The organism is Methylovulum psychrotolerans (genome assembly GCF_002209385.1).
Lineage (GTDB): Bacteria > Pseudomonadota > Gammaproteobacteria > Methylococcales > Methylomonadaceae > Methylovulum > Methylovulum psychrotolerans.
The window spans coordinates 2672838-2687023 of record NZ_CP022129.1 but is presented as its reverse complement, the minus strand read 5'-3'; the positions used below and the strand labels follow the sequence as shown (position 1 = coordinate 2687023).

Sequence of the window (14186 nt, the reverse complement as noted above, 5' to 3'; positions counted from 1 at the left end):
AGCAGTCACAATTATGCACTAAGCTTTACGGTTCAATCTGAATCATTCCAAGACTGGAGACTTTTTAATGATTACCCCTAAGCTGTTTGCACCTGCCTTAAAAACCTTGTCTGCTGCGTTGTTTACCGCCTTGCTGGTCAGCGCACCTGCCCATGCCGCTTCTAATCCGGTAGTGTTAAGCTTTTCGACGGTGGGCGACTCACGTCAAGACCCTGTCAATTTAGACCCTAGTGTTAAAAACGCCAGCTTGGTCGGCCAAGGTTATTGCCAAACCCCATCCGGCACAGGTATTACGCCTAACCCTGGTTTGTCAGGACAAGATTGCAAATGGCTGCAAAATTCTAAAGCGTGGGCGCGGATTTTAAGCGCTATCCAAGCCCAAAAAACCAATCTAATGTTTTTTAACGGCGATATGATTATGGGTTATGGTAAAGCGGGCGTGCCTGTGGCCAGAACCTCAAACGGTGTCGGTGAAGCGGCGATTACTAGCCCGACGGTGACGGATGTCGCCAATTCGGATTTGATGCAGTTTTATAAGCAGTATGGGTTTTGGCGCGGTATGATCGCTAATCTGATGGAGACCGGCACTTATGTGGTGCCTGTGCCCGGCAACCATGAAGTGCAGTGTAAACGTTGCGGTAAATCTGCCCAAGCCGAGAACGAAACGGCTTGGAAAGACAATATGGGCGATTTGATTATGGACGGCAACCGTCTGACTAAATTAGGCCTGACGGTAACTAACTTCAATCCGTACAATAACCCTTACTATGATCCGGCCACGTTGGCGACTACGCCAGCACCTTATGCGGTCAACCCTGATGGCGTGACGACAGACCAGTCGCAATTGACTTACTCTTTTGATATTGGCACGTCACATTTTGCCGTCATCAATACCGATGCGGTGGGTAAAGACGGTTACGCGCCCAATGCTTGGTTGGAAAATGATTTCAGTGCCGCAAAAGCTAGAGGCGCTGCGCATTTCTTCGCGTTCGGCCATAAACCAGCTTTCTTCTATAACTATTTAGGTTCAGCGCCGTCCAGCACGTCTTCTTTGAATGACAAGGATTCTGCGGCGGCACATGTGTTCTGGGATATTATGGTGAAGTACCAAGCCACTTATTTCTGCGGCCATGAGCATATTTACAGCCTGCAAAAAATCAACGGTTTCAGCCAAGCCGGTTCTGCTTACCAAGTGTTGGTCGGCTCCGGTGGTTCACCGTTTGAAACGTCTGTCGCGACCGGCAACCCTAAAGACCGTATGTATTCATGGGCGAAGATCAGCATTTTGCAAGACGGCAAAGTCTATATGAACACTTATGGTTTTGACGATACCATGGTTGATCCGGTTGTCCGTTTAGACAGCAGTATCCGCCTGCCTTAAGCGTTACCCGGCGGTTGTGGCGGGCTTAAGCCCTGCCGCAACGCTTTATAGTTGTTTCGGTGCCGCCGTTCTTGGCGGCGCTCTCCATTATGGCGTTTTCTTCCGCGCCACCAAGACCCCGTCACGGGTCGGGTTGATAAAAGCGTCAAATTCGGGGTCGTTGAAGACTTGCCGATTGTGTTCTTTGATGGCCTCAGTCCAGCCGCTGAACACGTCGGTGTACTGTTCCAACGCTACCCGCCCGCGCCATAAGACATTGTCGGCAATGTACAGCCCGCCTGGGCGGATACGGTCTTTGGCCATTTGCCAGATGTCGGGGTAGTCGCCTTTGTCGACATCGTTATAGCAAATGTCAAACAGGCCTTCGGTTTTGGCGAATTGTTCCTGCGCCATGCCGACTTTAAATTCTATCCTATCCCATAATCCGGCGGTACTGAGATACATTTGGGCTTTTTCTTGGTTAAGGAAGTCGGCTTCGGAGCAGATGACTTGGCCTTGTGCGCCGACCGCTTGGGCGAACCAGTAGGCGGAATAGCCGTAGCCGCTGCCAAATTCAAAAACCCGCTTAGCGCCGATCATTTTGGCTTGGGTTGCCAGAAACGCGCCGACGAGACGGCCAACGATCGGGAAATTGTTTTTTTCCGCCAAGGCTTCCATGTCCGCTAAGACCGGATGGTCGGTAGGGTGCAGCAGGCCGTGTTGGTAGGCTTCGATAGCGGGATTGACGGGAATCAGTACGCTAGGGTTGTTGGCGGTAGGGGGTTGCGGTTCGCTCATGGCGCCGTTCCTTGTAGTGGGTTGGAAACGGCTGGGATTATAGCAGGCAATAAAAAAGGCCTGACAATTTCTTGTCAAGCCTTTTGTATTCTTTGGTACCGAGGGCCGGAATCGAACCGGCACGATGTCACCATCACCGGATTTTGAATCCGGCGCGTCTACCAGTTCCGCCACCCCGGCAAAGATGAGCTATTATAGGGCGACTTTTTGAAAAGGGCAAGGGATTTTTAATTTTTTATGCGTTCAGGCTCCCTGCCGATAATAGCCATCCAAAAACGCCAGCCGTTCCGGCGTGCCGATGTCCATCCAAAAGCCGCCATAATACTGGCCGCTGACCTGTCCGGCGGTCATGGCTCTGCGGAGTAGGGGGGCGAGTTTGCTGATGCCGGGGGCTTGGCCTCGGAACAGTTCGGGGCGGTACAGGCCGATGCCGCTAAAGGTGTGTTTAGTTGCGCCGTGTTCGCTGACTTTACCGTCAGGGCTTAAAGCAAAATCGCCCGCCGGATGGTGTGGCGGGTTGTCAATCAGTACCAGATGTGCCAAATCGACGGCTTGCTGGTGCAGGCTGGCGAAAGGGAAGTCGGTGGCGACATCGCCGTTGACGACCAGAAACACCCCGTCGCCCAATAAGGGCAGGGCATTAATGATGCCGCCTGCGGTTTCCAAGCCGTAATCGCCTTCCGGCGAGTAGCGGATGCTTGCCCCCCAAGCCGCACCCGTACCAAAATAGTCGGCAATTTGTTGCCCCAAATGGGCGTAGTTGATGACAATCTCGGTAAATCCGGCACTGACCAGTTGCCTGAGGGTATGTTCCAGCAATGGCTTATCGGCGGCTTTGAGCAGCGGTTTGGGGGTATGGTCTGTTAACGGGCGCATCCGTTCGCCGCGTCCGGCGGCGAGTATCATGGCTTTCATCAGGCGGTTATCCTCTGGGCAGCTTGGCGGTAAGCGGGCAGTAATTGGCTGTGCAGCAGTTGGTCGAAAGCCGCCAATTCCGGGTAAGCGGCGGTGACGGCTTGGACATAGCCTAAGGTGCGGGGGATGTCGTTCAGGTAGCCGGATTTGCCGTCGCGTAAATGCAGGCGCGTGAAAATGCCGATGGCTTTCAGATGCCGTTGCAGACCCATTAAATCAAACCAGCGGGTAAATTCCGCTAAGCTGGCGGTTAACTGTCCGGCTTGTTGCAGGTGCTGATGGTAGTCTGCCAGCCAGTGCGCAATCTGCTCAGGCGGCCAAGTGATGTAGCAATCACGCAATAAGGACACCGCGTCGTAAGTGATGGGGCCTAAGACGGCATCTTGAAAATCCAAGACCCCCAAGGTACCGTCAGCCAGCACCATCAGGTTGCGGGAATGGTAGTCCCGGTGCACACAGACCACGGGTTGCGCCAAGGCGGAGCTAATCAGCACCCGTTCCAGGTCGGCCATGACGGCGGCGGGCAGCTCGATGTCCAGCCATTGCCCGACGAACCAGTCGTTAAAAATGGCAAGCTCCCGTTTGAGCAGGGCTTCGTCATAACGCGGCAAGTCGAAATGGCGGCTGTCGGTGTGGGTCTGGAGGCTAAGCAGATTAGCCAAGGCTTGTGGGTAGTAGGGTTCGGGGCCGACCTTAGCCACGGTGTCCAAAAAGGCTTGGCTACCGAAATCTTCCAGCAGTAAAAAGCCGTCTTCCAAGTTTTGCCCGAGAATGGTGGGCACTTGCAGCCCGGTTGCCGCCAGCAAGCCCGCAACTTTAATGAAGGCGGGCAGGTTTTCGGTGGCAGGGGGCGCATCCATGGCAATCAGCACGGCATCGGGGGTGGTGATGCGAAAGTAGCGGCGGAAACTGGCATCGCTGGAGGCAGGTCGGAAAGCGGTGACCTCCAGTAACAGGTCATTTTCCAGCCAATCGCGTAAGGTCAGGGTTCTTAGGTCTTCGGACATGTTCGGGCTTAGGTAATAGGGCAGATTAGTTATCTGACAGTAATAGAATTGAGGTAGAATGCGTATTCTGCATTCTATTCGATTTACCGACTCTCACGCTAATAAACTTGATGCCGCCTATGCTACGTCGCTTGTTTCTGGTTTTTTTACCTTCACTGACCGCCTCGAACGGCCATGCTGACACCTCAGCATGGGCTTGCCAGCAGGATAAGGACACCAATGAGTGGGTGTGTTTGGATGATGCCAGCCCGGCTGCAATTCCAGAGGCCGCTGCCAGTACGCCGCCCAAGCCGATTGCACCGCTGACGGTAGTGCCGCCTGCCATCGCTCCGCCGCTTCCGCCTCCGGTCGCGCCTGCCGTAGCGGCTCCCTTGCCCGCACCTGTAGCGGTAGCCGTACCGCCGCCTACGGCGCGGGTGTTGAAAGTGCCGGAGCCTGTGGTCAGGCCTGCCATTAAGCCCTGCGCCAGTGACCCCCAATGCAGTGCGGATAGCCGTGAGGACGATGTGCAGGGTTGGCATATCCGCTTGCTTGATCCGGCCTTTAGCGTTCAGCAAGAGCAGGTGCTGCATACCTTGGCGGCACAATTTCCTAGAGACCCTTGGGCCAATTGTATGGCGGCGGTGGGGACGCAAAAAAACTTCACCCCGGTTGAACGGCTGCGCGAGCGCTTCCCGATGGATGTCAAAGCCAATTATTCGGAAATATTGGATAATGAAATCGGCAATTATTCGGGTGAGGTGGAGATGAACCGCGCCGACCAACATGCCCAGTCCCATGCCGCCAATTATGACAGCGTGTCGGAAACCTTGGATTTGCACGGTGATGTCTATTACAGCGACGACGAACTGGCGTTGCACAGCGATTCCGCCAACATAAAATTGGCGACCGACCAGGCCAAACTGCGTGATACCTTGTTCGTGTATCCGGCGACCCCGTTACGCGGTTATGCCGAAGCGGTGTATCGGGATGACAAAAGCCTGTCGCATTACCAAAACGTCACTTACACCAGTTGCCGCCCCGGTAATCAGGATTGGGCGATCCATGCTTCCGAGCTGAAACTGAACAAATTTAAAGGCAAGGGCTCTGCGAAACATGCGTGGTTGGAATTTAAGGGGGCTCCCGTATTCTATTCGCCTTATCTGAGCTTCCCGATAGATAACCGACGCTTGTCGGGCTTTTTAGCGCCTGTGTTCGGCAACACCCAAACGGGCGGCTTTCATTTGTCTACGCCGTATTACTGGAATCTGGCCCCGAATTACGATGTCATCCTTAAGCCGAAATATTTCTCCAAGCGCGGTTATATGCTGGGCAGTGATTTCCGCTACCTGACCGAAACCTCGCGCGGCAAAGTCTTATTGGAGTATATGCCCAATGATGAGGTGCTGAGCCGCGCCCGTTATCAAGGCTCGATAAAAAACAGCACCCAGTTTTCGCCCAATATCAGCGCTAATCTGGACTTGAATTACGTTTCTGATAAAAACTACTTTGCCGAATTGGGCAATGCCTTAAACTTTCCTAACTTCAGTTTTGTCAAAAGCCAAGCGGACATCAATTATATCCGCGAAGGTGTGGCGCTGACCGCACGGGCCGAAAACTATCAGACCATTGACCCGACCTTATCGGGTAGCCAAATTCCTTACCGCCGTTTGCCGCAAATTAACCTTAATTTGGCGCATTCGTTTAATGCCGTCGTCCCCTTGGATGTGCAGTTGGAAAACGAATCGGTCTATTTTCAGCATGATAGCTTGGTCAATGGCCAGCGCTTTAATTTCAAGCCCTCGGTCAGTTTCCCCATGCAAACCGCCAGTGCTTATCTGACCCCTAAGGTCTCTTTGCAGCACACCGATTATGTGCTGACCAATCAGGCCACCGCAGGTTTGTCTAAGGAAGTGTCGCGCACCGTGCCGATTATGTCGGCGGATACCGGGTTGTTTTTGGAGAAGAACTTTCAGTTTGCCGATAAAACCTTGGTTCATACCTTGGAGCCACGGCTATTTTACTTGTACATTCCGAAAGTGAACCAAAACCAGATACCGCTGTTTGATACGTCGGTATATGACTTTTGGTACAGTTCGATGTTCCGCGAAAACCGTTTCAGTGGTTCGGACCGTATCCAAGATGCCAACCAAGTCACTACCGCTCTCACCACACGGGTGGTCGATCCGGCCACGGGGCTGGAGCGCCTGAAATTGAGCATCGGGGAGATTTTTTATTTCCGTAACCGCGATGTGACCTTATGCGGCGACTATCCGTCGGTTTTATGTGCGGTCAGTCCGGTGGAAACTCAGAGCAGTTCGCCGTTGGTGACAGAAATGTCGTCGCAATTTAACCGCCATGTCGCCATTGATTCGGGTATACAATGGGACCCGCACAGCAATAAGATTGTCCGGGGCAAGGCGACTATCCATCTGACCGGAGAGCCGGGGGAAGTGATTAACTTGGGCTATCTGTATCGGCTTAACCCGCTAATCCCCAACCGTAGCAACGACATTACCCAAAGCGACATGTCGTTCCACTGGCCGATTTACAGTAACTGGTCAATGGTCGGACGCTGGCAGTATTCCTGGCTGTATAATAGTACCCAAGACGGTTTTATCGGTTTGGAGAAAGAAAACTGTTGCTGGCGTTTCCGTATTATTGGCCGCCAGTACCTCAACAGCATCAATGTCATTAACAACACTGATGTCCTTAGCAACAATACCGTCGAAGGCACGGCCACCACAGGTATCTTCTTTCAGATTGAGCTGAAAGGCTTGACGGGGGTCGGCGAACAATTGGATGATTTCTTCGTGAAGAGTATTTATGGTTACCGGAAACCTGGCAAATGAGTAGACACACACATATCACCGCCGCTGCTTTACTGGCGCTTGTGCTGGGCACGGGCTTGGGCCTGCATGCCGAAACCTTGGACGGCATTGTCGCCGTGGTCGAGGACGATGTCATTTTGGAGCAGGAACTGCAAAAAGAAACGACGGTTATCATGCAGCGTATTGCCGCCAGTAAGACGCAAATGCCGCCCGAATCGGTGCTGCGCAAACAAGTGCTGGAAAAAATGATTGTCGATAAGCTGCAACGGCAAATGGCGGAACGGGCGGGCATCAGCGTCAGCGATGACCAGCTCAACAGTTCGGCGGCAGATATTGCCCAGCGCAATAATATGACCTTGGAACAATTTCGGGGCGAGTTGGAAAAGCAGGGTATGACCTACAAGGCTTTTTTGGACAATATGCGCGATGAGATTGCCGTCAACCAATTGCGTGGCCGGGAAATTGGCGGGCGTATTAAGGTGACTGAGCAGGAGGTTGACCATTATCTGGAAACCCAAGGTAAGGTCGGAACAGATGATACTATCCAATACCATCTGGGGCATATCCTGATCGCCATTAAAGAAGGCGCGTCCGCCGATGACATTCAAAAAGCCCAGCGCGAAGCCAATGAGCTGGTCGCCAAATTACGCGGCGGGGCAGAGTTTGCCCAAGCCGCCATCAGCCATTCGGATGATGCCAATGCCTTAAAAGGCGGCGATTTAGGTTGGCGCACCGCCAGCACTTTACCGACCGTCTTTAGCGGCGGGGTCAGCCAGATGCACACGGGTGAGGTCAGCGAGCCGATCCGTAGCCCCAGCGGTTTCCATATTATCAAAATGTTTGAAAATAAGGGCCTCGATAACCACGTCATCACCAAAACCAAAGTCCGGCATATTTTGATTAAGACCAATGAGCTGATTGACGATGCCGAAGCGCAAAAGCGGTTGTTTGGCCTCAAGGCACGGGTGCTCGACGGCGATGATTTTGCCGTGCTGGCGCGGTCGCATTCGGATGATAAAGGCTCGGCGTTAAAAGGCGGTTCGTTAGATTGGGTATCGCCCGGCGATCTGGTCAAGCCATTTGAAGAGGCGATGAACCACTTGGACATCAAGCAGGTCAGCGACCCTGTGCAATCGCAATTTGGCTGGCATTTGATTCAGGTGCTGGACCGCGAAAGCAAGGATAACAGCGTCGAATACCACCGCAACCAAGTTCGGGACGCGCTGAGAAAGCGCAAGATTGAAGAAGAAACGGAGTTATGGATACGCCGCGTCCGTGACGAAGCGTATGTGGAGATTAATCCGGCCAGGCTTTGACGGCAAGCCTGAAAGCCGCGTTGCTGACGTGTCGGGCGGTATCGCCTTGTATTGCGCTAGCCCAGCCGTGTCAGCCTGACGTGCTCTCATTAAAATAACTAGTTGCCAACGATGAACAATAGCCATCAAGCCCTTGAGCCTAGCCTGACCCCAGAGCTATTGAAGGCGCGTTTACAGCAGATTCTGGCGGCCGTGCCGCTTGCTAAAGACCGCGTCCGCCTGAAAAGTCTTGCCGCCGACTTGGACACCGACTTGCTGTCATGTGCGGCGGCTTTGCTGCATCTTATCCAACCGCCGCCACCCGCCGCTATCCTGTTGCCGACCGAGCCCGCCGAAACCCTAAAAATGGTGCGCTACCGCTTGGATGTAGGGCATCTGCACCAAGTTTGTATCGATACCCTCAAACGGGTGTTGGTCGAAGAATCGGGCGTGGATAAGAACAATATCCACAATATTTCTGTCCGTGGCCTGTATACCTTAATTGATTTGCCTGATGCCATGCCGGCGGATATATTCCTGCATTTGAAAACCGTCGAAATCGACGGGCGGCCACTGGCGATAAAACGCATTAAACCGCGTTACAAAAAACGCAGTAATTTGCACCGCCGCCGGGGCAAGCCGTCCGCACCCAAAATGAGCAAAGCCACCGAAGAAACCGGCACGGACTGATGCCGCCACCTGCACACGGCTGCCCCGGCGGCTTTTTTATCATCCCTCTGAACTTGTATGACCACGATCAACTATATCAACACCCCTGATAAACTTACCGCTGTGTGTGCGTTGATACGCGACAGTGCTTGGCTGGCCTTGGACACCGAATTTTTGCGGGAAAAAACCTACTATCCGAAGTTCTGCCTGTTACAGATAGCCACCCCTGAGTGGGTGGCTTGCATAGACCCTTTGGCCTTGCCGGATTTGGATGAATTGTTTACGGCGCTTGAAAACCCTGCTATTGTTAAGGTATTTCATTCTTGCCGTCAGGATCTGGAAATTTTTTACCAATTGCGCGGCAAGCTGCCCGCGCCAATTTTTGACACCCAAGTCGCCGCGCCGTTACTGGGTTATCAGGATAATCCCGGTTATGCCATGCTGGTGTCCAGTTTGCTCAATATCAATCTTAGCAAAGCCCACACCCGCGCCGATTGGAGCAAGCGCCCGTTGACCGAAGCGCAAATCGAATACGCCGCCGATGACGTGATTTATCTGTGCCAGATTTACCAGATCATGTTGCAAAAGTTGGCTGAACTGGGTCGTGCCGATTGGTTGAAACAGGATTTTGCCGAGTTGTCCAATCCCGACGTTTATGCGGTTGACCCGGCCAAAGCGTGGCTAAAAATTAAGGGCAAAAACAAATTGTCTGGCCGCCAGCTTGCCATCATTCAGGCCATTAGCGAATGGCGCGAGAAAATGGCCCAGCAAGAAGACCGCCCGAAAAGCTGGCTATTGCGGGACGAGTTGCTGTTTGACATTGCCAAGTTGCAACCGGAAACCAGTGCCGATTTGGCGGCGGTACGCGGCATTAATGAAAATGTCGTGCGCCGCTATGGCAAAGAACTCTGCCAACTCATCAGTGCCGCCAAAAATCAGCCGCCGATACCCTTACACAATGACGGGCGGGCGGCGAAGAAAACCCAACAGCAAGAGGCGATCTTGGATATTCTTACCGCCTTAGTCAGAATCCGTGCCGAGGAAAACCTCCTCAACCCCAGCATCCTCGCCTCGCGTAAAGACTTGGAAGACTTGTTGCTGCTGGAGGACGATAACGACTGTCCGCTGTTGCACGGCTGGCGTTATGCGATGGCAGGCGAAGAATTGCTTGGCCTGTTAAAAGGTGAATTGCTGTTGGGGATACAAGCGGATAAGCTGGCGATTATCCAGGCACGGCCTTAAAAGTCAGCTAGCCCATGAATGCTACGGTGTGTTAGTTAAGGCTTAGGGTCAAAGGCTGCTCAAATAGTGAGCAGGCTGACCCTATAGGTAATGTCCGGTCTGCTGATAATGGGGGCATTTAACAATTCCAGCTCGATAAAATAAGCATTTTGCTGAAAATCAAAAGAAAAATTAAGTTCGACAAGCTGTTCCGCCCCGCGCCCGCCCGATTTGTTAGCGTCGTAGGCAAATACCGCAATAATGGTGATGATACCAGTCAGGTGGCTGACTTGTGCCAAGCGCGCGGCAATGGAAATATTGGCCTTTTGCCAACCGCAATGATCAAAACCGATAACCCATATATTCCAAAATGGGCTGCCCTCACCTTCGTTAGGGTTATCCACATTTAAGCGAACCATAGCGGATGACGCATTGCCTTGAAAGTCAGGGTTTTTTGCAAAACTGCCCAAAAAATAAAAATCGCTATAGGCAAGTTGAGTTGTTTTAGTGGCCGGAGCTTCCATAGATATATCCTAAGAATCAATTTGTTAGCGTAATATTGGTCTGCTAAGTGATGATTGCTTTGATTCGGTTGTAAAATACCAGCGGTCAATGGTGCAAGCGATCTGATTATGCGAGGATTATAAGTAAGTGTGCATCTATTTTTAAATGATCAATGAGCGGTTACTTATGCGCCATGGCTCTGGTCGATTGCCAGTTTAATCACATATAAATATTAGGGTTATGTTATATTCACCGCTTAACAGTGACTTATTTACCTTTACAAATTAGATAAAATATTAACAATTTGATTTTATTGAAAATATTTTAGTAGTGAGAGGAGTGGGCTTTGTTTGTTTTAAAACACGGTGGCCTTTATTTTTTTTCCGAATAAGATGGCAATTGTTAAGCGATAGGCGATCAAGCTCAAACCTTGCCATGTTAAAATACTCCGATAAACGCCAAGGAACAGGCAGGGAAAAAGAGTAAAGGCTTAGCTGTCCTAGGCCTTTGCATTCCCTATATACTTTAAACGGTCAAGTTTTCGGTTTTAGGATTAACCGGAAACTTGACTGTTCTGGGTATAAATTGGCTTGCCCTAAATGGGGCGGAGCAAATAGCACCGCACTGGCCGGTGGGTGTGTACCCGAACCTTAGCCAAAGCCGCCCCCATTGGCCATAAAAATAGCCCTTAAATACAACTATGAACCCTATCTGGCAAAATTTCCTGCACTCTGCTCACGCCGAATTCACCGCTACCGACATTACTTTCCCTATCCGCTCCCAAGGCCGCCAATGCCTATACCCTTTGGCGCATTTTGGGATACTGACGGTAGGCGGCAAAGATGCGGCGACTTTATTGCAGGGGCAAATCACTTGCAATATTAACGACCTGAGCGAAACCCAGAGCAGCTTGGCGGCGATTTGTAACCCAAAAGGCCGTGCCATCGCCACGTTTTTAATTGTCCGGCAAGCCGAAGTATTCCATTTAATCGTCCCGCTGGCCTTACTGGACACCCTGAAAAAACGCTTAAGCCTGTTTGTGCTCCGCTCTTCGGTCACGTTTACTGATAATACCGACCATTATGCCTTGTTGGGGGCTGATACCGAAGAAGCTGCGCCTTGGTTGGCGACGCGCCAGGCAGATGAGGTCTGCCAGATCCAATTGGATAACCGCGTCCTTATCCTGGCCGCGCCCGAAGCCGCCATTGCCTGTTGGACGGCCTATACCGGACAAGGCTATCAGGCCAGCCCTTCGGCACATTGGCGGCTACGCGACCTGTATTGCGGCCTTCCCTGGCTTAGCCCCGCCACCTCGGAAGCCTTTGTGCCGCAAATGTTCCATCTGGATAAGCTCGGCGGCATCAGTTTTAAAAAAGGCTGTTATACCGGCCAAGAGATTATTGCCCGCACCCATTACTTAGGCAAAAGTAAGCGCGGTATGCTGTTAGCCGAAAGCCACGGCAACTTGCCTGAGCCTAACAGTGCGGTACTCAATAGCGCAGGCGAGACGGTCGGGCAGGTGCTGGCGGCGCAAGCGGACGGGGCAGTTTGCAAGCTGTTGGTGGTAGTGCAATTGTCCGAAACGGGGGTGTATCCGTTAACCTTAGCGGATGGCCGTCTTATGGCGGTTATGCCGTCTGACGGTATGGCTTGGCGGGTGTAGTGTGGCGGTTAGGCGTAAAGTGCATTAAGCATTCCAGTATGAGAAGATACAACGCTTGACGAAGGATCTATTGACGCTATGAAGTTACAACCGTTTGATCGCAGTAAACACCTCTATAGAAATGAAGCATTTGCAGAATTGGTCAAAGATGCAGTTAGATTTTTTAACGGAACGCCTGTCCATCCCATTCCCCCAGCCGAATCCTTCTTGGGAACCGGGGTATATGCCCTCTATTACACAGGAAAAAATCCGTTATACACAAAATATGCAGAATTGAACCGTCTTGCCTATAGCTATCCTATATACGTCGGTAAGGCCGTACCTAAAGGCTGGAGACAAGCCCGTACTTCTGATAATCTTTTAAACCAGTCCCGCGAACTTGCTGGCCATCTTCGGGAACATGGTAGGAGCATCAGTGTGGGCGCGGAACTGGCACTTGAGGACTTTATGTGCCGTTTCGTCATTTTCGAAGCAGACGGCTCTGATATGATCGGCACAATCGAAGCGGCTTTAATCAGATTGAATACGCCGCTTTGGAATACGGTTGTTGATGGCTTTGGCAACCATGATCCCGGCAGTGGCCGATACGGGCAGGCAAAGTCAGATTGGGATGTTATTCACGAAGGGAGGGCTTGGGCGAATAAATGCAACGGCGTACCTACTGAGAAAAACGTCATTGTTGCCAATATCTTGCGTCATTTGCAAAATACTGGCTTCTCACTATGAAAACGCTGGAAATTTTTTCAGGTGCTGGTGGTTTAGCGAAAGGTTTAGAGTTATCGGGGTTTAAGCACGCCGCTTTTGTGGAGTTTAATAAGCACGCCTGTGATTCACTCGCTGAAAATTTTGATCCAGAAAGGGTTTTTTTTGGCGATATTAAAAATTTTGATTTGGACAGTCTTGAACAAATTGACGTGGTCGCTGGCGGGCCGCCTTGCCAACCCTTTTCGCTGGGCGGTAAACATCAAGCCAATCAAGATAGCCGGGATATGTTTCCCTACGCTATACGGGCCATTGAACGGCTCGCCCCTAAAGCGTTTGTCTTTGAAAATGTAAAGGGGTTGCTGCGGCAAAGTTTTGCCGATTATTTCGACTATATTATCTTAAGGTTAAGTTACCCCGATTTTGCTATGGCCGACAGCTCAAATTGGGAGCAGCATCTTCATGAACTGCGGCATATTAGTCAGTCTGCTTACACACAGAAAAAATACGCGGTTACGTTCAAATTAATGAATGCCGCCGATTATGGTGTGCCACAAACCCGCGAGCGGGTGGTTATTGTCGGTATTCGGACTGACCTTGGCGTATCATGGACGTTTCCGCCAGCAACCCATTCAGAAGATAGGTTGCTTTGGGATATGTACATAACAGGGGAATACTGGGAACGCCATAAGATCCCTACCGCATTACGGCCTGTTTTAAAGGGGGCACTTAAAGAGAAAATAACCCGGTTATCGAATAGGTATGGCCTGTTTGAACCGGAATTGTTACCTTGGCAAACCATACGCGATGCCTTGTATGATGTGCCGGACCCGACATCAAATCACGGCATAATTGACCATATTTTTCGTGCTGGCGCACGCACCTATTCAGGACATACAGGCAGCCATTTTGATTGGCCGTCAAAAACCATCAAAGCCGGAGGGCATGGTGTTCCGGGCGGAGAAAATATGATCCGCTTCAATGACGGTAGCGTCCGTTATTTCACCGCTTTTGAGGCGAAACGGATACAAACCTTCCCTGATGACTTTGTTATTAAAGGCGCGTGGGGCGAGGCTATGCGCCAGATCGGCAATGCGGTGCCTGTGTTGTTGGCTGAAAAAATAGGTGCTGAATTGGCGAATAAAATAGTGCAGTAGTTTTTGTCGTTAAGCTCCGGCCTAACAAGCCGCTTCGCTAAAGCTCACAAAGTACTGTTATTTACCGTCACGCCAAAACCTGAAC

At 51.5% G+C, this 14186-nt stretch carries 12 protein-coding genes and 1 tRNA gene; 8 read left to right on the top strand and 5 right to left on the bottom strand.

Translation table 11 applies throughout. From position 1 onward, the window contains the following. Positions 1-67: 67 nt before the first annotated feature. Positions 68-1381, top strand: coding sequence for a metallophosphoesterase family protein (locus tag CEK71_RS12225; RefSeq protein WP_088619652.1), 1314 nt, complete (start codon positions 68-70; stop codon positions 1379-1381). 87 nt (positions 1382-1468) lie between these two features. Here CEK71_RS12225 and CEK71_RS12220 read toward each other — a convergent pair whose 3' ends face one another. The 4 genes from CEK71_RS12220 to CEK71_RS12205 form a co-directional block, all read right to left on the bottom strand. Beyond that, entirely contained in the window at positions 1469-2158 is a 690-nt protein-coding gene (locus CEK71_RS12220; RefSeq protein ID WP_088619651.1) for an O-methyltransferase, read from the bottom strand. A 93-nt stretch (positions 2159-2251) separates the two neighbouring features. After that, positions 2252-2338 (bottom strand) — tRNA-Leu (locus CEK71_RS12215). Positions 2339-2401: 63 nt separating this feature from the next. Continuing rightward, positions 2402-3073 (bottom strand): N-acetylmuramate alpha-1-phosphate uridylyltransferase MurU, encoded by a 672-nt coding sequence (murU, locus tag CEK71_RS12210; RefSeq protein ID WP_088619650.1) that lies wholly within the window; start codon positions 3071-3073, stop codon positions 2402-2404. Beyond that, entirely contained in the window at positions 3073-4080 is a 1008-nt protein-coding gene (locus tag CEK71_RS12205; RefSeq protein ID WP_088619649.1) for an aminoglycoside phosphotransferase family protein, read from the bottom strand. Before CEK71_RS12205 ends, murU begins: the two co-directional genes overlap by 1 nt. 119 nt (positions 4081-4199) lie before the next feature. On the opposite strand from CEK71_RS12205, the gene CEK71_RS12200 reads away from it, so the two are divergent. The 4 genes from CEK71_RS12200 to rnd all read left to right on the top strand — a co-directional run bounded on the left by CEK71_RS12200 (position 4200) and on the right by rnd (position 10096). Then, on the top strand, positions 4200-6911 hold the full coding sequence (locus CEK71_RS12200) for an LPS-assembly protein LptD (RefSeq protein ID WP_088619648.1): 2712 nt from the start codon (positions 4200-4202) through the stop codon (positions 6909-6911). Beyond that, positions 6908-8206 (top strand): peptidylprolyl isomerase, encoded by a 1299-nt coding sequence (locus CEK71_RS12195; protein ID WP_088619647.1) that lies wholly within the window; start codon positions 6908-6910, stop codon positions 8204-8206. The genes CEK71_RS12200 and CEK71_RS12195 overlap by 4 nt, the downstream gene beginning before the upstream one ends. Before the next feature lie 111 nt (positions 8207-8317). Further along, positions 8318-8875 carry a DbpA RNA binding domain-containing protein gene (locus tag CEK71_RS12190; protein WP_088619646.1) on the top strand — a complete coding sequence of 186 codons (558 nt, stop codon included), beginning with the start codon at positions 8318-8320 and terminating at the stop codon, positions 8873-8875. 57 nt (positions 8876-8932) lie between these two features. Then, complete coding sequence (rnd, locus tag CEK71_RS12185) at positions 8933-10096, top strand: ribonuclease D (RefSeq protein ID WP_088619645.1); 1164 nt, start codon at positions 8933-8935, stop codon at positions 10094-10096. Positions 10097-10155: 59 nt separating this feature from the next. Here the strand turns inward: rnd and CEK71_RS12180 are convergent, their stop codons facing one another. Further along, on the bottom strand, positions 10156-10599 hold the full coding sequence (locus CEK71_RS12180; protein WP_088619644.1) for a hypothetical protein: 444 nt from the start codon (positions 10597-10599) through the stop codon (positions 10156-10158). Between the two features lie 680 nt (positions 10600-11279). Between CEK71_RS12180 and ygfZ the strand changes: the two genes are divergently transcribed. The 3 genes from ygfZ to CEK71_RS12165 all read left to right on the top strand — a co-directional run bounded on the left by ygfZ (position 11280) and on the right by CEK71_RS12165 (position 14101). Next, the gene (gene ygfZ / locus CEK71_RS12175; protein ID WP_088619643.1) at positions 11280-12242 is read left to right on the top strand and encodes a CAF17-like 4Fe-4S cluster assembly/insertion protein YgfZ; all 963 of its coding nucleotides are present in this window, start codon (positions 11280-11282) and stop codon (positions 12240-12242) included. Between the two features lie 78 nt (positions 12243-12320). Continuing rightward, complete coding sequence (locus CEK71_RS12170; RefSeq protein ID WP_088619642.1) at positions 12321-12968, top strand: Eco29kI family restriction endonuclease; 648 nt, start codon at positions 12321-12323, stop codon at positions 12966-12968. Beyond that, entirely contained in the window at positions 12965-14101 is a 1137-nt protein-coding gene (locus tag CEK71_RS12165) for a DNA cytosine methyltransferase (RefSeq protein ID WP_088619641.1), read from the top strand. The genes CEK71_RS12170 and CEK71_RS12165 overlap by 4 nt, the downstream gene beginning before the upstream one ends. Positions 14102-14186 lie beyond the last annotated feature (85 nt).